The organism is Thermoanaerobaculia bacterium, from assembly GCA_035593605.1.
Classification (GTDB): Bacteria; Acidobacteriota; Thermoanaerobaculia; order UBA2201; family DAOSWS01; genus DAOSWS01.
Genome location: DAOSWS010000002.1, coordinates 58,884 through 81,240, shown reverse-complemented (window position 1 = coordinate 81,240; position 22,357 = coordinate 58,884). Strand labels below are relative to the sequence as shown.

Here is a 22,357-nt window from a genome sequence, read left to right as displayed (position 1 = left end):
GAAAAAATAGTAGCACAATGCCATCTGGGTTACAATGACAGATATGACAACGAGAATCATGATCGTCGACGATGAACAGGGGATCCGCTCCACCATGTCCGAAATTCTTACCGACGAGGGGTATGAACCTATTTCGATGGATTGCGGTGAGGGAGTGGTGGATCGTTACATCAACGAACGTCCGGATGTCATCTTTCTGGATATATGGCTACCGGACAGGGACGGGCTGGAAATTTTGCAGGCAATTCGCGAGAAAGACCCTTCTGCAGCCATCATCATGATTTCAGGACATGGCACGATTGCCACAGCCGTAAAGGCCATGAAAATGGGCGCATATGACTACATCGAGAAACCCCTGTCCTACCACCAGATTATCGACGGAATTCGTGGCGCAATCGCTTATCGCAGATCCCTCGTTGAGGATCGGCAGCTTCTTTCCGCACTGGACCTTCGTCGGGACCGTCACATGGCGGAACACGAGACCGAGCCTCCGCCACACCTGCCGATTCTTCGTCCCTCTTCTCAGCCCCAGAGAACCATTCGCCATTCGACGGTGATTTATGGTCATGGACTCCACTCCGGAAAGAGAACCGGATTAATCATTCAGCCCCTTCCTGCCCATAGCGGAATCCATCTCCTTACCCTTCCATCGGGAACGATGATTCCAGCCCATTTGAGAGCCGTGGCGAATACAACCTATGCCACAACCCTTTCCAGGGATGATCAGCAAGTTTTCACCGTCGAGCATTTTCTCTCCGCCCTCCATGCTTACGGAATCACCAATTTACTGATCAAAGTCCACGGAGAAATTCCCGTCATGGATGGTTCCGCGGTTGAGTTCTGCCGAATCCTGGAGGAAGTGGGGATTCAGGATCAGGACGAAGTCCAGCAGGTTCTGACCATTGATCGGCCTTACGAAGTTAAGGCCGGAAGAGGCGAATCCCTTCTTATTGAACCCGATTCTTCCTTTTCCATTCATTACCTCCTTCAATATCCCCCACCCATCGGAGAACAATCCTATTCCTTCACCCTTTCGTCCCCGGAGGCCTTCGTTCGGGAGATCGCGCCGGCCCGAACCTTTGGATTCATGAAAGACCTCAAGATGCTGAACGAGCTGGGGCTGGGGTCCGGGGGCCGTCTGGATAACTGTATTCTGGTTGGAGAAGATGAAGTTATCAATACAACCCTTCGATTTCCCGATGAATTTGTCCGCCATAAAATTCTTGATATTATCGGAGATCTCTTTCTTCTGGGCTTTCCCGTCAGAGGAAAAGTCACTGCCAGGTTGACGGGGCATCAGGATAATATCGCGCTGCTGCGAAAGATTGTCAGTTCAAATTCTGAATAAAAAATCGAAGAAGATTGACCCTCACCCCCCCCTGTGATAAAATCATAATCGGACACATTCTCAATTCCAGGGGGTCCATATGAATCTGAACGCACGCATTCAGGAATTCAAAGAATTTTGCAGGGAAAACAAATATAAAATAACCTCGGAACGGATCGAAATCCTTCGAGAAGTCTGTTCGACGCGGGACCATTTCGATGCGGATGACCTCCTGATCAAGATGAAGAAGAAACACCGGAAGGTTTCCAGAGCCACCATTTACAGGACCCTTGAGCTTCTCGTCGAGATGAGGTTTTTAAACCGGGAACGCCTCGGCGGAGAACAGTACCTCTATGAATGCGCGGGGGAGGATGACAACCACTACCACTGTATCTGCAAAAAGTGCGGGGAAATCCTTGAATTTACCGATGAGGACGTCCCAAGAGTCCTGGAACGTCGCTGCAAAGAGCTCGGTTTCGCCGCCACACATCACAATCTGAAGGTTTTTGGTACCTGTAAAACCTGTAATTCAAAAAACTCCTGAGCCGATTCTTACCCGATTGATTCTTTTTTTCTGACCACAAGAACCGGGCAGGGTGCCTTTCGGACGACCTTGTCGGTCACGCTTCCCAGAAGATAGTGGGTCAGCCCGGTCGTACCATGGGTTGCCATCACGATAAGATCCACTCCTTCCCTGGAAGCCACGTCCAGGATTTCGCGGGACGGATCTCCCCGAAGAATCAGGATTTCATAGGGAAGCTCGCATCGGCCCATTGCCTGCACAAGTTCCTCGATATGGTGCCGGGCACGATCTCTCAGGTGGTGGAAATAGTCTTCGTTGGGCTGATCAAATGAAAATATTTCGGGATAGGGAAATCGATCATCCAGAACGGTCAGGAGTAACAGCGTTGAGCCGTAATCACAGGCCAGCCTGTATGCATGCGCAAATGCAAATTCGCTCGTTTTTGAAAAATCAAGAGGTACCAGAATTCGATGGTAGTGAGTTTCCATGATTCCCTCCTTCCCTATTAGGTATCGCACATTCATGGCCTGCTTTCAAGGGGTGCGCAAATATTGCGTGCCTGGAGATGCAGGATTTGCACCTGTCCGCGAATATGACTGACTCTCCCCTGCAGATCAGCATGGATTTCCATTTAACAAACCTGGCATACGCTTTGCTTAAGGTACAGAGTGATGAACAATTCGAACTGGAGGAAGGATACGGTGAATTCAGCTGGATTGATCGGGGCAATCCTGATTATCTCCGGATCTCTCATGGCTCTTCCTGCGGCAGATGGTGGAACCAGCCAGAAGAAATCCGGCACACAGCAGTCCAGCGTATCCGAACAAAACCCCGTGGGCCTGCAAAACGGTCACCGGACGGGGCCTCAGGATTGTTCAGGAAACATGCACGGAAAACATGAGGGCGCCGCTTCAGCGCAAAAGAACAAAGGGAAAGGGGCGGGTCAGGCATCGCTGAAGGGAAAGGCCTATCGCAGTGGACCTCAGGACGGGAGCGGAAAGAGGCACAGGGCCGGAAAGAAAGGAAAGGTGCAGGGGGCACCCGCAGTACAACCAAATAACTCATCAGGAAACCAACCAAAAAGCCAGTAAGAGCAGGATGCGCCTCCATCCTGTATATTATGAGCCGCCTCATGGCGGCTCCTTTTTTATACCGTCAGTCCATACGACTTCAGGCGATATTGAAGCGTCCGGAGGGAGATCCCCAGAACTTCCGCCGCATGGGTCCGATTTCCCTTGCACAACCGCAGTACGGAGAGGATATGGTTTCGCTCCACCTCCTCCAGGGGTACCAGTCCATTTTCCACCCTGGGAGGAGGTTCCATGGTCCCCACAAATCCCGGGATCATATCCCGAGTCAGGACTGTTCCTTCATGGATAATGGAAAGCCTCTCAATCAGGTTGGATAATTCCCTTACATTCCCGGGCCAGCTATATTCTTTGAAAATTTTCTGTACCTCTTTATCCAGTGCAGGTACCTCTTTTCCCCGGTGCCGATATGCTATCGAGAGAAAGTGATGAACCAGAGGGAGAATATCTCCCTTCCGCTCCCGCAGCGGAGGAACACGAATGGGAAAGACATTTAAGCGAAAATATAAATCCTCACGAAACTCACCTCGACGAACCGATTCTTCCAGGTCCCGGTTCGTGGCGGCTAGAATCCGGACATCCACATGGATCAGCCGATTGGATCCCAGACGTTCAAAGGTGCGTTCCTGAAGGGCGCGAAGAAGTTTTGGCTGAAGGGAAAGTGGAATTTCCCCAATTTCATCCAGAAAGAGCGTTCCCCCATCGGCTGTCTCAAATCTTCCGGGCCGGGTCGTGTGAGCGCCGGTAAAAGCTCCCTTTTCATGGCCGAATAATTCACTTTCAATCAGGGTATCTGAAAAGGCCGCGCAGTTGACAACCACAAAGGGCTCATGTTTTCGGGGGCTGAGACGGTGGATAAACCGCGCGAGTACATCCTTACCTGTTCCGCTTTCTCCAGACAGTAAAACGGAAGCACGGTCCGGACCGACCCGTCGGCACAATTCTACGATTCTCACCATCACTGGATCTTCAAAGATGAATTCCATATCGGGGGTTCGATCGGGGTCACCTTCCAGAACCTGGATTATGTTCTGGAGTCGGATACGTTCTGCAGCCCGTCGGATTTTCAATCTTAATTCTTCCGGAGAGCTCAGCGGTTTCGTAATATAATCGAGTGCCCCGAGCTTCATGGCTTCAACGGCTTCTTCCAGGGTACCATACGCCGTGAGGACGATAATTGACACTTCCGGATACCTCGTCCGTACCCGTTCCAGAAGCTCGATTCCGGTCATTCTTGGCATCCTCTGATCGGTGATCATCAGGTGGAAAGAGTCCCGGTCGATCATCGCCATCGCTTCCTCCCCGCCTGCAGCCACGGATACCGTATGCTCCTTCATCAGTGCCGCCTTTAAAAATTGCCGGACACCCGGCTCATCGTCCACGATGAGGATTCTCAATTTACTCATGTCGAATCCTCAGGGTAAGCGAAACAAATTCTTCGGCCTTGAGCTCCGCATGGAGAATTGCACCGTTTGCCTCTGCCAATTTTTTACACACGGACAGGCCCAGTCCGCTGCCGCCTGATTTTGTCGTATAAAAGGGCGTAAAAAAGGAATCCAGGTCGGAAGCCTGAACGTTCTCAGCCCTGTTGGTCACTTCCGTGATAATGTATTTTCCCTGCTCCTGAATCTTCACTTCCACGGGGGACGTTCCCTTTGTAGCGTCGCAGGCATTCATGAGAAGGTTTTCCATGATCTGACGAAAATGAGATGGATCCATCCTTCCCGCACAGGGTTCTGAAGGGCATTCCAGGATTGTCTCATGAATAATCCCGAGATCGGCGATAATTTTTTGAGTTTCATCCGTCACATTCAGCTTTTCCGGAACCGGACGCGCGGGCCGGGAAAAGCTCAGCAGATCCCGGGCAAGAAGATCCAGCCTGCTCGTCTCTGAAATTATGGTCGCAACATGGTTCTTCAACTCGGGCTCCCTGACTTCTTCCTCGAGAATTTGAGCCAGGCCGCGAATGGAAGCCAGAGGATTCCTGATTTCATGCGACAGCTGTGCAACCATGATCCCCACCTCACCCAGATGCCTGGACCTCATTACCGTTTCGCTCAACCGTATGTTTTTTATCAGGGCATACGATGCAAGACCTCCGAAGAGAATAAATGCAAGCCCGAGCAGTGTCGCGATCGACGAGGCACGGCGTCCGAGGTGCTGCCACTGGCCAAGCAGGTCTTCGTGAAACCCGAAATTCACGCTGTATCCCGGTAAGCGGCGATGCAGAATTCTTCGGACTTCGATGGCCGGTTCTCCCAGTTCGCCATCGGAGGTTCGGATGATTTCAGTTCCCTCCTGATCTTCCAGAACGATATATTGAAGATACTCGGCCTCACGTTGCTGCAGACGGTCCATACAGGCCTGAAGGCTGTCCATCCGGATATGACCTCCGCCGGAACACCCTCTGAGTTCCCGTACATATTTATCTGAAATCGATTCGAGGGAATCGAGAGCAAGTCCTGTAATTGAACGATGGATCTCCAGTCCATTCAGGATAAGCAACACGCACAGAACAAGACTCAGCAAAATAAGAAGAAGGACCCAGTGTTCTTTTCGCATCACAAGCCTATTATAACGTTCCTGGAGGGGAGAGAAAAAGGGACACCGGCTGAACGCACTCTTCGGTACATCAAATCTTCTATTGACTTACCGTCCTTCATCCTTTAGGATTCTCGGTACGGGAGGTTAGCTCAGCGGTGGAGCACCTGCCTTACACGCAGGGGGTCACAGGTTCAAATCCTGTACCTCCCACTTTTTTTTGTACCGACCTCGTTCCGTCCTGAAAAACTCCCGATAATCATCTCTTCGAAAATCGGGGTACGTCCATCGAAGGGGAACAGGATTCCCCGATTTGAATACATACTCCATGTGAGCAAAGACGCCGCGGCCCAGATAGATCCTGTGGGTGAAGTTTTTGAATGTGGCGATCACGACCTGGTGAGCATTCAGATACCCGGGGTCGAGGTTAATCAATCGCCTGCCCTCAGACGAGAATGTCTTCTCGATTTCCCACGCCTTGAGCTTCAATTCCACGAGCTTTTCCGGATCGTAACGCAGTTCTTCCCTTATAAAAAAGGTTCGGGACAGATCCGTTCCCATTTCGGCACGATAATGATCCGTTTCCTGAAAGGGTATCAGACCGGATTGACTGTCAATCCCGCCTAAAAGATCCTCCAGCGCCTGTTTGACTTCCGGAGTGAGTGCATCCATCCCGTGAATGCATCCACAGAAAAAGAAACAGGGAAGGACCTTACCTGGCTGGCTCATGGCCCGTCGGCACAAATATCATATAGGTCTCTCCCGGAAGAGAGCTCTGGAGGGTTGTAACGCACATCGGTCCCTGTACCTTGGTCATGACCCGGTCATCTGCCGTCAGAAATCCATCTCCATCATCTTCGATTAAAAGTGAGGAACTCTCAGGCATGGACAACATATCCCCCGGAAAAACATCCCGGTTCCATTGAAGAGAGTGTTCTCCATGCAGAACCCTTCCTCCATCAAAATAGACCCTGAAGGGATCAGGGAATCGATTCAGGATCCTCGTCCACAGCACGGTTCCATACACCCAGCGGGCTTGAATCATCTCCAGCAGCTTCCCACGCACGGATTCACTGACCTCAGACCCGAACCCCGCCCCGGGAAGGTTGGCGTAACTTGACAGAGCAAAGAGAGACGAGGACGGATCACCAAGACCGGAGATCAGAGTCGGGACAGAATCCAGTTGATCCTTTCCAGGAGACGCGACTCTGCGGACCGAACTAATGGGAGCATCGGGACGGAAAAAGTCCACCATAACCCTGAATCGCATGGTACCGATTCCAAGGGTTTCTCCCGCCCATGTTCCCACCGGGGCTTCGGAAAAAGTCTGAACATTCTTCGCGCCTTTGGGCCCCGTATACGACCACATGGACTCCCCGCCGGCAAGATAATAGTGCCTGAATTGAATCGCAGAAAGATCTTCTTCGGTGTTGACCAGGTAATATGGATTTTCGGGTTCAACGGAAAAATAAACGATTCGAACACCCACATCGGGATCGGTCCAGGATCGGATGAGGGTTTCAGGAATTATGGCTCCATCCAGCTTCAAACGAGCCACATCCGTTGCGTACCAGTATTTTCCCCCGGCTTCTTCCATTTTCACAACCGCATGGATATCCAGGGGTCCGGGTCCCGACATCACCTTACCGTTGCTGTACAATTCCCCATCGGGGAGAACAACCCAGGCGGTCACCGGCTGCACCTGCACGACGACGGGCCGATGGCCAAGGTTATAGATCACGGCAATAACCACGAAAACGATTGCAAGAATGACGAGTAAGCGAAGGGAATCCTTATTCATAATAGAAACTTTACCGGGGAATGGAATACGAATCAACCTCTCCCTTCTCATAAGGGAGACTCCCGATTCTCTACGAAGTTCCCAATCGAGGATATCAGTCGGTCTGTGGTTCTAAGATTTCGAAATCCGACGTGATTTTCGAACGTCCCGAAAGCTGGGCGGAAACGGAACAGTATTTTTCCCTTGAAAGATCGATGGCCTTCTCAAGAGCGGCAGCGTCCACTTTGGGGCCCGACACCCGAAAGTGGAGGTGAATGGTCTCGTAATAGCGAGGCTTGGCATCGGCCCATTCCGCTTCGCAGGTGACTTCAAAGAAAGTGGGTTCCTTCCTCATCTTTTTAAGAATGGAAACCACGTCCATTCCCGTGCATCCCATCAGAGCCATAAGGATGAGTTCCATGGGTGTGGAGGCACTGTCCATGCCATCGGCATGGCTCGTATCCATGACTACCGCATGTCCACTGTCCGATTCAGCGACAAACTGAAGATTTCGTGTCCATATACAACGGGCTTGCTTGGTCATGGCACGGATTATAGCATGGAGGATCATCCCATCCGTGCAGTTCTGAGCATCTATCGATATAATAGATTCATGGAAGATGTAGAACTCCAATACCTGAAGATGCTGGAAGAAAAGCCGGAGGATCTTTCGTCCATCTTTTCCCTTCTGCTTGCGCTGGAAGGCGAAGAACGAAAGAAGATACCCGAGTATATTTCACTCCTGGATGAAACCCTTGCCACCCGGGGAAACCATGTTTCCCGCTGGGAAGTGGCAAAGTGGAGACTTGAACATGCTCCCGAGGGGAAGGAAGACTGGGAGAATATCTGGAGCCACTTTCTGGAATGTCATCCCGGCCATCCTGTAGTAAAGGACATCATGGCCCACATGAAGAAGGATTATCGCAAGAGTCCCAGAAAGATCCTCTCCACTCTGGAGGAATTACTCGAACTGACTCCGGAGTCGATCGTAAAATTCCAGGGAAAACCGGGAAAGATCCTTGAATTCAACTCGAATCTTGGTGTCTTCAAAGTTCGATTGGATTCCGGACAGACCGTTTCCGTTCCTCTTCGAGCGGCCACCAAATTTCTCACAGTTCTTTCTTCGGGAGTCAGCACTGCGAAATCATCAAAGGAAGATCAGAGATCGGAGATTTTGAATGATCCACGTGCCTATCTCGATTCGGTCTTTCGGGATCGGGATGTCTCCGTGACCGTGGATGATCTTCGGACCATGCTTCGAGGCTTGTTGGAGGATGAGGAGATCCCGCGCTGGTGGGATGACGTTCGAAAAAAAATTCCCTTCATCACCATTCCTCAGGGAAGCCGTCACAGTTACCGCCCGGCGAAGGACCCTGAGGAGCCTCTTCGCATGGCACAATCCATGGATGCCAAAGACCGTCTCACGTTTATCAACACCAACCTTCCCGCCTTTCCCGGTCTGAAAGAGGGATTTCTGAGCCTGCTAAGGGACGAAATGGATAAATCCGACCCGGTCGTAACCTATCGCACGTGGAAGGCCCTGCAGAAGCATAGTCCAGAAACGGCGCCCTTGATTCAGGATATCTTTCTTTCCCACTCGCCCGAGATCCTCTATTCGTCTCTTCCGGGGTACAGGGAACGATTGGAAATCCTTCCTGTCATTTCGGACCCGGCGGTCCTCAGCAAGTTACTGATGGTGGAGGCGCATCCAGACTGTCTGAAAGAGATCTGGAACAGGCTCCAGGACGAAAAGGCTGCCGACAATATTTTTTCAAAACCGGCAGAGGCTCCTCGAGCCTTTATTTTCCTCATGAATCTCATTGGTGAGGATCCTGTGATCACCGATCTGGCCGGCCATCTCACCTCAGGGCTGCTCCAGGCCGCCATTGAAGCTTTCACACTGCCTGCGTTTGACACACTGACCACGGATCTGGGTTCTCTCTGGGGACCGGAAGGAGGGGCCGTTCGTCTTCTGCGAGGTAAGATACGTCAGGACGAAGCCGCAGAAGTCCTTGAGTTTCTTGATGAAACGGCCAGCCGTCATGGAGGCTTCCCTCAGTATGACGCCATCCGGGCCCAGTTTCTCATGGCATTTCCGGATCTGGCGAAATCCGATTCCGCACTCTGGTGTACACGCGCATCACTGGAAGCGAAGGAAAAAGAGTTTGAACAGATCATGCGAAAGGAAATCCCTAAAGCGAGAAAAGCCGTCTCCGAAGCTGCGGCGATGGGAGACCTGAGGGAAAACTTTGAATACAAATCGGGGCGGGAGCGATACGAACATCTACAGGTTCTGGCTGCACGATTGCGATCCGATCTTGATCGAGTGCGCATCATCGACCCACCCCCATCGCCCGTAAAGGAAGTCCGTGTGGGAACCCGCATTACGCTGGAAAATCCATCCGGCGGTAAACGGACACTTACGATTCTGGGACCCTGGGAAAGTGACCCTGAATCGGATGTCTATTCATACGAATCCGAACTCGGTGCATCATTACTGGACAAGACACAGGGTGAGCAAGTCAATGTCCTGGGCTCTCTATGGATCATCACTTCTATCGATCCATTCGAGCCTGCGGGGTAGCACAGTTCAGGGGCTTTTGTTTATGCCGTCCAGATCCGGATAAAAAAGAGCGCTATCATGATGAACGCGATGGATCCCTTCACCATGGTTCCCAGAATGAATCCGACCAGCGTGGAGATGCCGGCACCCATGGACTGCAGGGTCTCCCGGCTGTGAATATACTCGAAAAGTGCTGCTCCCACCAGCGGACCCAGCAGAATACCGGGCAGGCCAAAGAAGAGACCCACAAAGAGGCCCACCGCCGCACCGAAAACAGCCCACCATGAGGCTTTCATCTTACGGGGAGCCAGAACGGAAAAGAGATAATCTAATCCCACGCTGAGCAAAGTCAGAACTCCAAATCCGATAAGCCATGGCGGTGTAATTACCTCAAATCCCGTCCACCAGGCATAGATCAGGATCCCCACAAAGACAAAGGGTGTACAGGGAAGTACGGGAAGGACAGCCCCGATCAGACCGACGAGGAAGAGAAAGAGAACCAGGGTCCAGATCAGGATGCCTGCGATTGAAGCCACAGCCTGCCAAAGCGAAGGAAGGGAGGGATGGTTGCGGGCAAGACGTCCTGTACCCTTTCCGAATACACAATAACCTCGGAGGGATGGAAGAGGAAGAGAACCAGAGCCTCGCGGCTGGCAATCCGGTTCAGCTCTCCATACAAATCTCTTCTCTTTCGCATATCCGGCTCCCGGCGCGCCGCTTCAATCTTCTGGTGAAAGGCGGGGAAGTCCAGGTGCAGGTTCACCGCATCCGATTCAGGGAGAAAGAGAGAAGAAAAGAAACTGTCCGGATCGGGATAATCCGCATACCATCCGGTAAGGAAGAGAGGGCTCTGCTGACCCTTGGATCGCCTGCGCTGAATTTCGCTGGAACTCATGGGTTCCACGTCGACAAAAACTCCGATAGTCCTGAAATCCTCAAGAATTGCCGGAATCGGCGTAGCAGCCAGGTCTTCCTCCTCCCGCACCCATATGGAAAGACGGAGACCATTTGAAAATCCGGCATCTGCCAGAAGGTCCCGTGCCAGATCCGGATTGTATACATATCCTTCCGGACGCCCGGCAGGCGAAAGCACGGGCGGTAATATTCCAGATGCAGGTATCCCGTGTCCATCGTAGAGGTGTTGATTAATCGGATCCCGGTTTATGGCCAGGTTTAATGCCTGTCTGACTCTGGCATTTTGGAGGGGTTCATATTCCTGATTGAAGGCGACAAAGGTCGTTCGGAGAGTGGGTGCATTGACGTGGAGAAAACCACGGTCCAGGAATGCAGGCAGTTCCGTGGGGAGAACACCCAGCACCATGTCCAGCTCCCCTTGCGACATACGCTCGAGAATGTCGGAAGAAGAGCGATGGTGGATGTCGAGATGGACTTCCTTCAGGAGCGGAGAGCCGGGCTGGTGGTATCGGTCGTTTCGAAGGAGCGTGATGCAATCATCTTCCTTCACCTCTCCCGGGAGAAAAGGACCCGTACCCGGAAGATTTTCCTGCGATCCAAGGGCCGGACCCTCCTCATCAGCCGGGACAATGGCCGTATCATTCATCGCCAGGAGAATGGGGAAGAGAGTCAGGGGTTCGTCAAGCCTGAACTGCACGGTCAGGGAATCCAGAGCCGAGACTCCGGGAAGATCGCCGGATCGTCCTTCCATAAAGTCCCTGGCTCCCTCAATACAGCAGAACAATTCCCTGTTGAGGGAGGGGGATTCAGGCATCAACAGGCGCCGAAAGGTCCATACCACGTCCTTTGAAGTGAATCTGTGCCCGTTGTGAAAAGCGACCCCGTCCCGGAGGTAGACGGTATAGGTTCTCCCGCCATCCCCCATTTCCCATGATCTTGCAAGAAGGGGAACAGGAAGAGATGACCGATCCACGTCTACGAGAGTTTCGAAAATATGTCGTGTAACCTGGCTTGTTTCCATATATCGAACGGAAAGGGGATCAAATCGCATCTCGCCCTTCCAGGCGATGTGGAATTTCAATTCTCCTCCCCGCCTGGGCTCCGGACTCTGAAAGGCGGAAACCACCGTCTCTAGATCGGCAGAGCCTGCCTGTATTGCGTCAGAAAGCATGCGGACAGCGGAAGAACGCTCCATGACCTGGCTGACCGTCTGCTTCAGTTCACCCAGAGCCTTCATGATCATGGCATTGGATTTCACGATGTGGTCGCTGGCCTCAGCCAGGGTATGGATTCCCCCTTTCATATGGTTCACTGCGTCCATGATGACTGCGGAACTCTTACTCTGTTCCTCCGTCGAACGCTGAATATGAGTCACGCCTTCCACAATTTTCCGGCTGAATTCGGAAAGGTAACGAGTTTTTTCGACCTGGCGATTCATTGTCTGGTTCATTTCCTGAATCCGCTCAGATACTTCCTCAACAGCTCTGGCGACATCGTCGCTGTTTCGATTCTGCTCCCGGGTCATTGTCGCAATCTGACTGATCGAACCCAGGGAGATTTCAAGACCGGATAAGACCTGATCAAAACGGGTAGCGATGTCTCTGGACATGGATACTGAATACCGAATGGATTCTGTACCCTGGTTCAGTTCCTTCCCGAGCGCCTTCACAACTTGTTGAATCCCGCTCACAAGGGTATTGATTTCCTCCGTGGAGTGAGCTGTACGCTCGGAAAGATCCCGAATTTCCTCGGCGACAACAGCAAACCCCTTTCCCTTGTCCTTTCCCTGAGCTGCGATGATAGCAGCATTCAGCGCGAGGAGATTTGTCTGTTTGGTGATATCGGTAATGACCGTAACCACATCTCCGATCCGCCGCGTTCTTTCTTCCAGATTCCCCATCGTTTCCTGGATCTTACCCATTTGATCCTGTACCTTGTCTACGGCAGAGACCATGGTCCCCATCATGGTCTTTCCTTCCATGGCCACGGCCCGGCTCTCCTCTGCACGCTGAGAGGTAGTCTGAGAATGGTGGTCGATTTCCTCGATGGAAGCCCGCATTTCCTGCATCGATGTAGCGGTCTCGATACCGAAGGAACTGAGGTGCTGAATGTGCTCCTGGACATCACGAATGGAGGCAAAGATATCCTCTGATGCCTCGTTCACCTGGGCAACATGGGAGAAAAGGTTGTGAACAAAGTGGGATACCTCTTCCAGGGATGCACTCATCTGTAAAATGCTGGAGGCAGTATCTTCTCCCGCAACTCCCAGCCTCTCGATCGATTCGTGCAGAGAGCTCTGGGAGTGATACACACTCCCGATCGCCTCGGCCGTCATATCCAGAGCCGAGGAGCCGCCAACTGCCGAACGGGTGAGCGCAAGGCCGGCTTCGTGCAATTTCACGGATGTCTGGCGGGACTGATCCTGGACTGCCTGGAATCTCCGGAGAAGGCGACCAATCCCGCGGGAAAGCCCCATAAGACCTCCGGTCAGCATCGAAGAACGGACAGATTCCCGGATTTCTCCACGCCCCAATGTCAGATCTCCCGCAACAATTCGGTCAATGACTTCCCGAACCCCCTTCGATCTCCGCTTCAGCTGACGGGCAACGATGATCTGCATGGTAATGAATTGAGCGGCGATTACAAGGAATCCCAGAAATGCCGTCCAAAAGAACGAGGCATCGGGAGGAAGAACCAGGGGAAGGAGAATCAAAAAGAAAAAGAAACAGATAAATGACGTAAAAAGGTGAATCGCCACAAAATCATCGTAGCATATTAACCTGATATAATGAAGGGCTATGTCTTTTCAGCATTTTTCCGAACGATGGCTCCCGGGAATTCATGACCGATTACAGGCTCTGGCTCTGGGGGAGTCATCCGTCCCACAAAGACTTGCATCGGCTGCGATCGAATCGGTAACAGCGCCGGGGAAACGGATTCGCCCGCTTCTGACCATGGCTACTGCGGAGACCTTTGGACTTAACGCAGAGCGTGTGCTTGATCTGGGATGTGCCATGGAATTTGTTCATGTGAGCTCGCTGATCCTGGATGATCTGCCTTGCATGGATGACGCAATTATGCGGCGAGGAAAACCAGCCTGCCATCGGACTCATGGGGAAGATATCGCCATCCTTGCAGCCTTTGGCCTGCTATCCAGAGCCTTTGAAATCGTCTCTTCAGCCGTGCATGGACTGCCCGTCGAGCGGTATGCGGTCCGGGATTACATTGAAACGCTGAGTCGTGCAACAGGTTTTTCGGGAATGGTGGGGGGACAGGTTCAGGATCTGCACCCTCCGGAGCACATCGATTTTCACTCTCTGGAATACATTCATTCTCATAAAACCGGGGCACTTTTCGTAGCCAGCGCGTCCTGCGGAGCCTACGCGGCTCAGGCAAAACTCAAACACCTGGAAGGGATCCGGACATTTTCGAAAAATCTCGGCCTGGCATTTCAGATTCAGGATGACCTTCTGGATGTTCTCTCCACTCCAGCCATCACCGGGAAGGAGACCAATACTCCCCATCGAAAAACATTCGTTGACCTATTCGGCGTGGAACGGTGCAGGGAGGCTGTCGATACTCTCTTTGAAACCGTGGAGGATACGTTACGAACGTTTCCCGGAGGAGCACCGCTCCTCCAAGGTCTGGTTGAACATGTCCGCCGGCGAAGCTCCTGACGATCTTAAAAAACTCCTGGTCAGCCGAGGATATCTGACTTCGCCCGTCGGACGCATCTTTGTCCGTCGACTCCAGGACTACTTGAAGTCGGGACGGGGCCTGGTAAGACTTCAAATCCTGGCCGCACTCTTTACCGGAGCTCTCCTTTCGATCCTGCTGGGAGCCGCCATTCTGATTCAGGATCCACGGCCGGAGACTTTTCTTCTCTCCATCTATTACTTTCCCGTTCTTTCCCTGTTCCTTTTTTTCCTTTACCTCTCTCTATCCGGAATCCTGTGGGCAGCTTTCCGTGTACAACCCCTCACCCATCCAATCCGACTTTCCCGTCTTCTGGGACTTGCGGTCAGTCTGATTTCTGCGTTCATGCTCTGGAAACCCATCTTTATGCCCTCAGGGCTTCTGTCGATTCCCACCATCGCCCTTCTCTTTTTCACCCTTGCGGTGTATGCAATCCTGACCCCTGCTTTAATGACACTGACATTGACGCGGTATCACCTTCCCATTGAAAACCTGACAAGGGCACGACCGTGGATGATTGGGGCCCTGCTCACCTTTGTCATCGTTGCCGTGATAGCCGGCAACACGTACCTTTCCCCCTCCTTACCGGGTTTCAAGGAGGGTGTTCCTCCGACTCTATCCTCCATGCCTCCCAGAACGATGGTAGTGATCCTGGATGGTGTAAGCATCCGCGGGGCAAAATTTTCTTCCGAGCTGGAGACGATTCTTTCCCGCTCTACAATCGTTCCGTACACCGATGATTATCGATCCATACCCGCCGTAAACTGGACAGAGGTCACCACAGGATTTCCAGCTGCCGTGAATGGCGTTCAAACTCTTGATGCCATTCAGGTGCTGGGAATCGAGAGACCCTTTACCCGTCTGCCTCTCAGTTCCATCCTCAGAACACTCAGGATTGCGCGTCGATCCATCTCAACCCACACGGCACGCCTGTGTCCGACCCTGTGGGAGTGGAGCGCATCGGCCGGAATCCCGTCGAATGTCGTGAACACCTGGTCCAGCTGGCCACCATGGAACCAATCTCCCAGGATCGTATCCAACCTGGAACTCCTTCATCGTTTGAGTGGAGAAAAGTCGAAAGCCTTTCAACCCGGGAACATCGAGGAAAACATTCCCGACACGATCCCCGCTGGAGCCCCTGGATTTGCCCTGGACAAGATAGCCCTGGAAACCTTACGGGCCATGAGAGAAAATCACCCCCCGATTCTTGAAGTTCTCTACCTGCCCGGGTGTGATATCGCCTTTCATGCCGCAGTACGGAATGACCTTTCCGACCTGCTGGAAACGGAAAATCTACTGACAGATCAAATTCGCTATCTGGGTGTGGCTCTCGCAGACCTTGCAAGTGAAACCACTCGGGTCATTCTGATTCTCCATCCGGGTCGCACCAGCTCCGCACCATCGTACCTGTGTCTCTATCCATCCGAATCCCCCGGGATCATGAATGAGACCGTCACATCCATGGAAATCACTCCCGCCATCCTCGAATGGTTACATCTGCCTGTCCATGTTTCCATGGTTCGTCCCACCTTTGCCGACCCATGGAATGGATCGGAGATCCGAACGGTCTCCACCTTCCCGCCCCGGGACAACTCCCTCTCTTCCGGGGTCCGACCTCCTCTGGAGGAGCTCAGGTCCCTGGGCTATCTTCAATAAGCCCTTCACTCTGTTTCCCGTAGACTCTCAGGAAGCTCCAGATCACCATCAGAAGTAGAACAAGACCGGTCAGTACGGAGATCGCCATCCCGGCCCGGAATCCCGGAGGCATGTACGTGAACTCCGCCTGGATCGCTCCAGGACGGACCGGGATCGAGAGTGTTCCCCAGGGTGACATTTCCAAATCCGCGCCAGAACCGTTCACATTACATTGCCAGCCACTTGTGAATGTAATATCGGTATAAAGGAGTCCCTCGCGGGGGATATCAACCTGAAACTCCACCCGTCCCGGTTCAAAATGGCGGTTCTCCTGTACGGCTTCGATCTTTCCCGTGTCATCTTCCAGCCACAGGCGCGACGCGCCGGAAATCTGAGAGAGGGTGAATCCTCGAAAGGGATGGCTCCGTTCCGTTGGAAAGGGCAAGGGATCTGTAACATGAAAGATATGTGTCACACCAAGATGGCGAAGAAGTTCAACATCCACATAGTCATGGTTCATCGATTTCAGAGCTTCCATCCCCATGAACCGAATGGCCATATTATCGATAGGAGGATCCAGGGCATAGGAGAGGTTGAAAAGCGTTCCCGAGCGGGGAAAGAGAGCGACCCAGGCGAAGCGGTCAAATCCGCGATAAAAGGAGTCAACCTGAAGTTGGTTTTCTTCATCCAGTTGAAATTCCGATGCCAGGAGATGAAAAATTCTTCCCGCGTTTTCTTCCTTCAGCACCTTGACCAGCGGAGGGGGTGAGGAAACCATGTTGCTTTCTGCGCCGGGCATGACACCTGCATGGAAGGAAAGAAGATCCGATACGATAAGTCCTGCGAGAAACCAGCTTCTTTTATGCTCCCCTCCAGCCCTTTTTCGTTCCATCGCAAGAAAAGCCAGAAGAATGGCGGAAACCAGGAATTGAATTCGCAATATACCGGAGGCATATACCGGGTCGGAAACAGAGAAGATACGGGATACCATACCGACGCCAAAGAGGCCCACACCGGTCAGAATCGATGCCAGACCGACAAAAAGATACCGTACTTTTCGCGTAAAGTTCGAAAAATCGGGTTGAACCATGATCCCCAGAGCGGCTACGAAGGGCAGGAGGAGAAGATATTTTTCCGGAAAACGAAATCCACCCAGGGGCGGAATCAGAGTCGTCAGAAGCCAGTGGAGACCGGCAAAGCGGCCCCACGAAAGGATCAGAATCACACCCAGAGCTCCCAGAACCCAGGCCCGCCGTTTCTTCAGGAAAAAGATGAGAAGAATGATTGTCACAATACCGATGTATGGCGAGGCAATCAGGGGATTTCCGGAATCGGCAAAAGATGATCCCCAGTACTGGGAAGAGAGTTCCCCATTTGGATCTCCAAAGATAGCGGGAAAGACAAATTCCAGAGTGCGAATGGGATAAAAGGAGAAATAACCGAGGGATTCGCTGTACGGAATGGCTTCAGCCTTCAGAGTGTCTCCGACCATGGCGGCAGCCGGCACTATCTGGATGGCTCCCAACCCTGCAGCAAGAATACCGGCCATGGCCAGATCAGCGAGACGGGTCTTCCAGCGATAGTCACCCCTCAGGATCAGAAAGAAGAAGGCAAGAAAAAGCGCTGCAGGAACTGCAAAGGGAAATCCCGCAAGCACGATAAGGGCAAGAGTGACGGCTGCCAGGGTTATTCTCCATGACCTCTGCTTTACAGTCCAGGAAGCAAGATGCCAGGGAATCCAGGAAATGGCTGCGAGCATATTAAAATAGGCCATCGAACTCAGCGTGGGTCCGGCAAACCCCACGATGGTGCCGGTCAGGACGATCACAGGATTTGTGAGCTGCAGACGGCGGGCCAGCACATACCACCCCAGAAGGAGAAAGAGATGGTGAAAGAGAAGAACACCACAGGCCCGTGGTACGGGTTTTCCATACCCCATCAGGAATGTGGATGGGTAGAATGAGGCGTAATTCGGGTTGGCCAGAAGAGGCTGGCCATTGAGGGTATTGGGATCCCAGGCCGGGAGGTGCCCGGCCGCCCACTGGCGTCCGGCCTCCACCTTCATGGGGATGTGCTGATAGACTAGATCCCGGTGAATGGGAAGCTCGATCCCGACATAATATTTCCAGAACAGGGCTCCGTGAAGGAGAACCAGAATCAGAAGGGGAAGAACCTTACGCACGGATGTAGTCTAGCACGGCGTCCGGTGCGTTTCCCTTCCTGACAGGGTCAGGGACAGCTGCCCGCGTTGTTCCTGACGGAATCCCCGCATTGATTGCTGGCCGATTCTCCATTCCGGGGGCCGGATGCAGCCTGTCCCCACGAACTCTCCGTTCCCGACCCGTCATCGGAAACCAGAACCATCCAGAGATCGGTCTGAGTGCCCACGGTAATCGATTTGGAAACAAGATCACAGAACGATCCCTGGAGCGCGTAGGAAGACAGACTGGCGAGGTTTCCATATAACACGTTCACGTGGTCGGGTGTGCAGGTTGCATCCCAATCCAGTTCAAGCGTCTGACCGGCCATGTCCGTTTTCACAACGGTGAAGGGATCGGTCCCCATCGATCCATCGGGAATCGACTTCGGCCCAGAGGCCGCAGTCGTGCAGCCGTTGGCAATTAAACCTTCCACAAGAATATTGTCCACAGCAAACCAGTAGTCGTAGGAGGCATTCTGGTAACTGAAACGAATCCGGAAGTCTGAGCCAGCAGCCAGAGCATGAATGGTTACATCCAGATCTGTCAGAACACTGTCCTCATCCGTGTTGGAATCATTCCAGACAGATATCCAGCTTGAACCATTGAAAACCTGGATGGATGCATCATCTCCGTTGTAGTAATTGTAATAATAGGCTACTGATAATGTTACAGTTTGCAGCCCGGGAACTGAACAATCAATCGACGGGCTGGTGAGGATTGTCGATGTCGTGGATCCGCTTCCACAGGCGTCCGAATTGGTAAGAGCGTAGTAGCCGCTTCCAGATGCAGGTAATTGATCCACACTATTTACACGGCTCCATGGACCGCAGGTGTGAGGCCCGGGGCCGGTCGTCACAGTCCATTGAGACCAGGTTCCCGCATCTTCAAAGTCATCTGAAAAGAGCTCCTGCACCCCGCCACCCGGACCATCAGGTGCATCTGAATGTTCCACCACATTGGAATCTTCAACTCCATTGTCCTCTGCCCGCACGAGGTAATAGTAGGGCGTTCCATTCACAAGGTCGGCCTGGTCCCGGTAAGTAACTGCAGGAGCCGCGACTGTGGCAATGAGGGTGGAGGGACCGGGAACGACCGGTGTCGAAGTGGACCGGTAGATCCGGTACACAAGGGGTCCACCGCAGTAGGACGTTGCCGCTGACCATGTCAAGTCCAGAGAGCAGGTGGCCTCTCCTGGATTTGTGACACTCTGGATTCCGGTAAAGGAGGGTTCCGTTCTCCAGGTGATGGTTGTGGGCGTCGGGTCGTAGGCGTCCACGGAACATCCTGTACTGCGGACAAGGCAGTTGTAGGTATGTGTCCCGGTGTTATTGGCGGTGTAAGTATCCCCATCTTCGCCTGGCAGGTCCACACCGTCCCGGGTCCATTGGTATTGAAATGGACCCGTGCCACCGGAAAGATTCACGGATAGTAATAGATCCGTGCCTTCGCACAGAGTAAATGGACCGTCACCGACAACATTTACTAAAGGGTTTGAGTAGCACACGACTCCAGGAGTACAATCAGCATCAATAAAACCCTCTATCTTTACCTCATCGATATTCCATCCTGAATACTGCCATGCCGTATCTGATTTATCGATCTGAAATCGAACGTAGACTGTGGACTGTCCATCGGCCCATGTCGAAATATCATAGGTCTGCAGGCTCCAAGAGGAGTCGGTAATCGTGGCGGAGCTAGACCAGACAGTATTCCAGGTACTTCCATTTGTAGAAACTCGGATGCTTGCACCATCGTACAGAGGTTGTTCCACGTTAAGGTATCGTTGGAAGGATAGCTGCACATTGGAAGCGGACGAGCAGTCGATGGCGGGGGAAGTGATCGATGTAGCACTCAGGCTGGCTTCATAATCGCCTGGATAGGTCCCCGTTCCGGAGAGATCATTTCCGAAGACATAGGATCCGGCAAAGGCGGCGGAAGGGTCCGGATTCCCGTGCTCCCCACCCAGTCCCTGCGGTGTGCCTCTCTGCCATTCTCCCGATCCGGCGACCGTCCAGCCCGTATCGGTTTCAAAACCATCGGAAAAGAGGGTTTGAATTCCTCCACCGGGTCCATAGGGACTTCCGGATATTTCGACTACATTGTTATCCTCCGTCCCACTAACGGATTCCACTGCGTGGACAATATAGTAATAGGTCGTATTATGCGCCAGATCATCCATATCCCGGAACGAGGTAAAGGGAATACCGGAAATCAGCAAAGATGAAGGATCGGGAGTAAATTCCGGTACTGTGGATCGATAAAGGGTATAAGAGACGGAACCTCCGCAAAATAAGACTGCATCATCCCAGGCAAGATCCAGAGCGCATGGATCACTCCCCGAGTTGGTCACGCTTTGAATCCCCTTGAACACCATCGGTTCATAGCAGGAACCTGTAGTGATACCCTCAGAACATTCTCCAAGATTAGAAGTACAAAAACCTGTTGAATCAGTAACCCGAATCTTGTACCCATACGTCACTCCACCCGAAGCATCCATATCATTAAATGATGTAGAAGCTGTCTCGCCAATTTTGGTCCATGGATTGTCGGATGAACAACCCCCAGGACTACGGAACACTTCGAACGTCGCTCCGGATTCTGAAGAAGTCCAGGTTAGATCTATTCGATTGTCACCGTTTTTGACTGCTGTAGGAGAAAGAGGAGGATCGGGAATCCTGCAGACAGGCACAGCCAGGTCGGCCAGCGTGGCGAGGTAAGCCCTCACGGCACCATAAAAGAAGTTCGGGTCTCCACAGTTCGCCCTGGTGTCATTGCTTGTGTGGTAGTAAGTCTGGTAACTGGGTTCACCCGAAACGCAATACCCCTCGTTGTTCGTGATGCCGCAAATCGCTGAATATCCATCGGCCCAGAACGGGGCATGGTCACTTGCCGTAAGGGAGGAACAGCTGATCAGGTTTACAGGGCTTCCCGTGGCATAATCCTGGACCGCCTGCTGCATGGCCTGGGCAAGCCACAGGGAAGAGGCGTTGTAGTTGATATTGACATTTTCGGTCGCGGGTCTGCCCCCATCCCAGCCTGTCATATCGGCATTCAGGACTGCCTGAATGGCTTCGCCCTCCGTGGATGCCCGATCGGAATAGGCCGTACTGCCATGGAGTCCCTGTTCTTCCCCGGTTACGGCAAGAAATTTAACTGTGTTTTCAAATCGGTACCGGGACATGACTTCGGCCAGGGCGGTGACCGTGGCCGTACCGCTTGCATTATCGTTGGCGCCGGGGGCTGCACCCGAAGAGGGCATGTCGTCAATGTGTCCAATGACAATGAAGACATTGTCAGGAGTCACCACCCCCGGAAGGGTTCCGATGGCATCAGGAGGGTAGCTCCCGTAGTCAAAGAGTTCCCAATCGAGGCCGTACTCCCGAAAGCGTGCAGCGACGTTCTCCACGGCCGTCTGGCATCCAGCGGTGTTTGAGTTCCGAGTCGTATAAGTTCCATAATCGGGTGGTTGGTTGAGGCCCCCGATAATAAAATCCCACTGGTTGCTGATCAGGGTCGACGTCGCCTCTCCTACCATTTGCTGAACAAGAGGTTTCACGTCGCGTGGTTGTGGTGGCGAGCGTCTTACAGCAGGCGCGGGCCGTGCGGGTTTCAGGATCGAAAGACGGATCGGAGCGACCATGAGGTACGGGGACTCAAAACATTTTTCATTGGATTTTCCCTTCTGCCTTACAATGGCCCAGTTTTCCTCGTAGTGGATTGCTTCTCCACAGAGTTCCAGGTCCTGCGGTACCCAGCCGTTTCGAAGTCCAACCTGGTAGTAGGTGTACCCTTTCACATCGGGATCCAACATCTTGACTTCAAATCCCATCGACTGAATTCGATCGACGAGTTCCGTCGGCTCACCCAGTACAAGAAAGGATTCGTTAAACTCCGCAATAATTGGAACCGTGTGGTCGAGAAGAAAAATTCGATCTTCCTGGGTTTTCCGCTCGATTCGAATTAAGGCCTGTCCAAACAGCTGTGAAGCCAGAACCAATGATAGTACGCAACCATAGAATTTCAATCGTCCCCGCATTAAAGCCCTCCTGGAAAAACAATCGGGGGCGGATTACCGCCCCCGTTATGAT

General features: G+C 52.6%; 16 protein-coding genes and 1 tRNA gene. 7 read left to right on the top strand and 10 right to left on the bottom strand.

What is annotated here, in order from left to right; genetic code table 11:
- Window positions 1-43: 43 nt before the first annotated feature.
- Complete coding sequence (gene lpxC / locus PLD04_01280; protein HXK66949.1) at window positions 44-1,348, top strand: UDP-3-O-acyl-N-acetylglucosamine deacetylase; 1,305 nt, start codon at window positions 44-46, stop codon at window positions 1,346-1,348.
- 79 nt (window positions 1,349-1,427) lie between these two features.
- Entirely contained in the window at window positions 1,428-1,871 is a 444-nt protein-coding gene (locus tag PLD04_01275) for a Fur family transcriptional regulator (GenBank protein HXK66948.1), read from the top strand.
- Between the two features lie 8 nt (window positions 1,872-1,879).
- Here the strand turns inward: PLD04_01275 and PLD04_01270 are convergent, their stop codons facing one another.
- Entirely contained in the window at window positions 1,880-2,338 is a 459-nt protein-coding gene (locus tag PLD04_01270; GenBank protein HXK66947.1) for a universal stress protein, read from the bottom strand.
- Between the two features lie 213 nt (window positions 2,339-2,551).
- Between PLD04_01270 and PLD04_01265 the strand changes: the two genes are divergently transcribed.
- Window positions 2,552-2,941: a hypothetical protein gene (locus PLD04_01265; GenBank protein ID HXK66946.1), complete on the top strand. Its 390-nt coding sequence runs from the start codon at window positions 2,552-2,554 to the stop codon at window positions 2,939-2,941.
- 56 nt (window positions 2,942-2,997) lie between these two features.
- On the opposite strand, the gene PLD04_01260 is transcribed toward PLD04_01265, so the two are convergent.
- Both PLD04_01260 and PLD04_01255 read right to left on the bottom strand, forming a co-directional pair.
- The gene (locus PLD04_01260) at window positions 2,998-4,344 is read right to left on the bottom strand and encodes a sigma-54 dependent transcriptional regulator (protein HXK66945.1); all 1,347 of its coding nucleotides are present in this window, start codon (window positions 4,342-4,344) and stop codon (window positions 2,998-3,000) included.
- Window positions 4,337-5,500 carry a histidine kinase dimerization/phospho-acceptor domain-containing protein gene (locus PLD04_01255; GenBank protein HXK66944.1) on the bottom strand — a complete coding sequence of 388 codons (1,164 nt, stop codon included), beginning with the start codon at window positions 5,498-5,500 and terminating at the stop codon, window positions 4,337-4,339. Before PLD04_01255 ends, PLD04_01260 begins: the two co-directional genes overlap by 8 nt.
- 120 nt (window positions 5,501-5,620) lie before the next feature.
- Here PLD04_01255 and PLD04_01250 point away from each other — a divergent pair.
- Window positions 5,621-5,692: transfer RNA gene (locus PLD04_01250), tRNA-Val, on the top strand.
- Here the strand turns inward: PLD04_01250 and PLD04_01245 are convergent.
- The 3 genes from PLD04_01245 to PLD04_01235 all read right to left on the bottom strand — a co-directional run bounded on the left by PLD04_01245 (window position 5,666) and on the right by PLD04_01235 (window position 7,803).
- Entirely contained in the window at window positions 5,666-6,208 is a 543-nt protein-coding gene (locus PLD04_01245) for a DUF4416 family protein (protein HXK66943.1), read from the bottom strand. The two genes, PLD04_01250 and PLD04_01245, sit on opposite strands and share 27 nt — an antisense overlap.
- Window positions 6,192-7,280 (bottom strand): hypothetical protein, encoded by a 1,089-nt coding sequence (locus PLD04_01240; protein ID HXK66942.1) that lies wholly within the window; start codon window positions 7,278-7,280, stop codon window positions 6,192-6,194. Before PLD04_01240 ends, PLD04_01245 begins: the two co-directional genes overlap by 17 nt.
- 94 nt (window positions 7,281-7,374) lie before the next feature.
- Window positions 7,375-7,803, bottom strand: a complete 429-nt coding sequence (locus PLD04_01235; GenBank protein ID HXK66941.1) for an OsmC family protein — start codon at window positions 7,801-7,803, stop codon at window positions 7,375-7,377.
- 69 nt (window positions 7,804-7,872) lie between these two features.
- On the opposite strand from PLD04_01235, the gene PLD04_01230 reads away from it, so the two are divergent.
- Window positions 7,873-9,843, top strand: coding sequence for a GreA/GreB family elongation factor (locus tag PLD04_01230; protein ID HXK66940.1), 1,971 nt, complete (start codon window positions 7,873-7,875; stop codon window positions 9,841-9,843).
- Between the two features lie 20 nt (window positions 9,844-9,863).
- Here the strand turns inward: PLD04_01230 and PLD04_01225 are convergent, their stop codons facing one another.
- Window positions 9,864-10,358, bottom strand: a complete 495-nt coding sequence (locus PLD04_01225) for a DUF456 family protein (protein ID HXK66939.1) — start codon at window positions 10,356-10,358, stop codon at window positions 9,864-9,866.
- The gene (locus PLD04_01220; GenBank protein ID HXK66938.1) at window positions 10,334-13,495 is read right to left on the bottom strand and encodes an ABC transporter substrate-binding protein; all 3,162 of its coding nucleotides are present in this window, start codon (window positions 13,493-13,495) and stop codon (window positions 10,334-10,336) included. The genes PLD04_01225 and PLD04_01220 overlap by 25 nt, the downstream gene beginning before the upstream one ends.
- A 40-nt stretch (window positions 13,496-13,535) precedes the next feature.
- Between PLD04_01220 and PLD04_01215 the strand changes: the two genes are divergently transcribed.
- Window positions 13,536-14,414, top strand: coding sequence for a polyprenyl synthetase family protein (locus PLD04_01215; GenBank protein HXK66937.1), 879 nt, complete (start codon window positions 13,536-13,538; stop codon window positions 14,412-14,414).
- A complete protein-coding gene (locus PLD04_01210; GenBank protein HXK66936.1) occupies window positions 14,392-16,089 on the top strand; it encodes a hypothetical protein in 1,698 nt (565 codons plus the stop codon). Before PLD04_01215 ends, PLD04_01210 begins: the two co-directional genes overlap by 23 nt.
- Here PLD04_01210 and PLD04_01205 read toward each other — a convergent pair.
- Complete coding sequence (locus PLD04_01205; protein ID HXK66935.1) at window positions 16,064-18,250, bottom strand: YfhO family protein; 2,187 nt, start codon at window positions 18,248-18,250, stop codon at window positions 16,064-16,066. The two genes, PLD04_01210 and PLD04_01205, sit on opposite strands and share 26 nt — an antisense overlap.
- A gap of 47 nt (window positions 18,251-18,297) precedes the next feature.
- A complete protein-coding gene (locus PLD04_01200; GenBank protein ID HXK66934.1) occupies window positions 18,298-22,305 on the bottom strand; it encodes a M28 family peptidase in 4,008 nt (1,335 codons plus the stop codon).
- Window positions 22,306-22,357: the final 52 nt, after the last annotated feature.

Coding starts and splice junctions, on each gene's coding strand:
- PLD04_01245 (HXK66943.1), bottom strand. CDS start 6,208: ATGAGCCAGCCAGGTAAGGTCCTTCCCTGTTTCTTTTTCTGTGGATGC.
- PLD04_01255 (HXK66944.1), bottom strand. CDS start 5,500: ATGCGAAAAGAACACTGGGTCCTTCTTCTTATTTTGCTGAGTCTTGTT.
- PLD04_01235 (HXK66941.1), bottom strand. CDS start 7,803: ATGACCAAGCAAGCCCGTTGTATATGGACACGAAATCTTCAGTTTGTC.
- PLD04_01200 (HXK66934.1), bottom strand. CDS start 22,305: ATGCGGGGACGATTGAAATTCTATGGTTGCGTACTATCATTGGTTCTG.
- PLD04_01230 (HXK66940.1), top strand. CDS start 7,873: ATGGAAGATGTAGAACTCCAATACCTGAAGATGCTGGAAGAAAAGCCG.
- PLD04_01260 (HXK66945.1), bottom strand. CDS start 4,344: ATGAGTAAATTGAGAATCCTCATCGTGGACGATGAGCCGGGTGTCCGG.
- PLD04_01240 (HXK66942.1), bottom strand. CDS start 7,280: ATGAATAAGGATTCCCTTCGCTTACTCGTCATTCTTGCAATCGTTTTC.
- PLD04_01270 (HXK66947.1), bottom strand. CDS start 2,338: ATGGAAACTCACTACCATCGAATTCTGGTACCTCTTGATTTTTCAAAA.
- PLD04_01210 (HXK66936.1), top strand. CDS start 14,392: ATGTCCGCCGGCGAAGCTCCTGACGATCTTAAAAAACTCCTGGTCAGC.
- lpxC (HXK66949.1), top strand. CDS start 44: ATGACAACGAGAATCATGATCGTCGACGATGAACAGGGGATCCGCTCC.
- PLD04_01275 (HXK66948.1), top strand. CDS start 1,428: ATGAATCTGAACGCACGCATTCAGGAATTCAAAGAATTTTGCAGGGAA.
- PLD04_01215 (HXK66937.1), top strand. CDS start 13,536: ATGTCTTTTCAGCATTTTTCCGAACGATGGCTCCCGGGAATTCATGAC.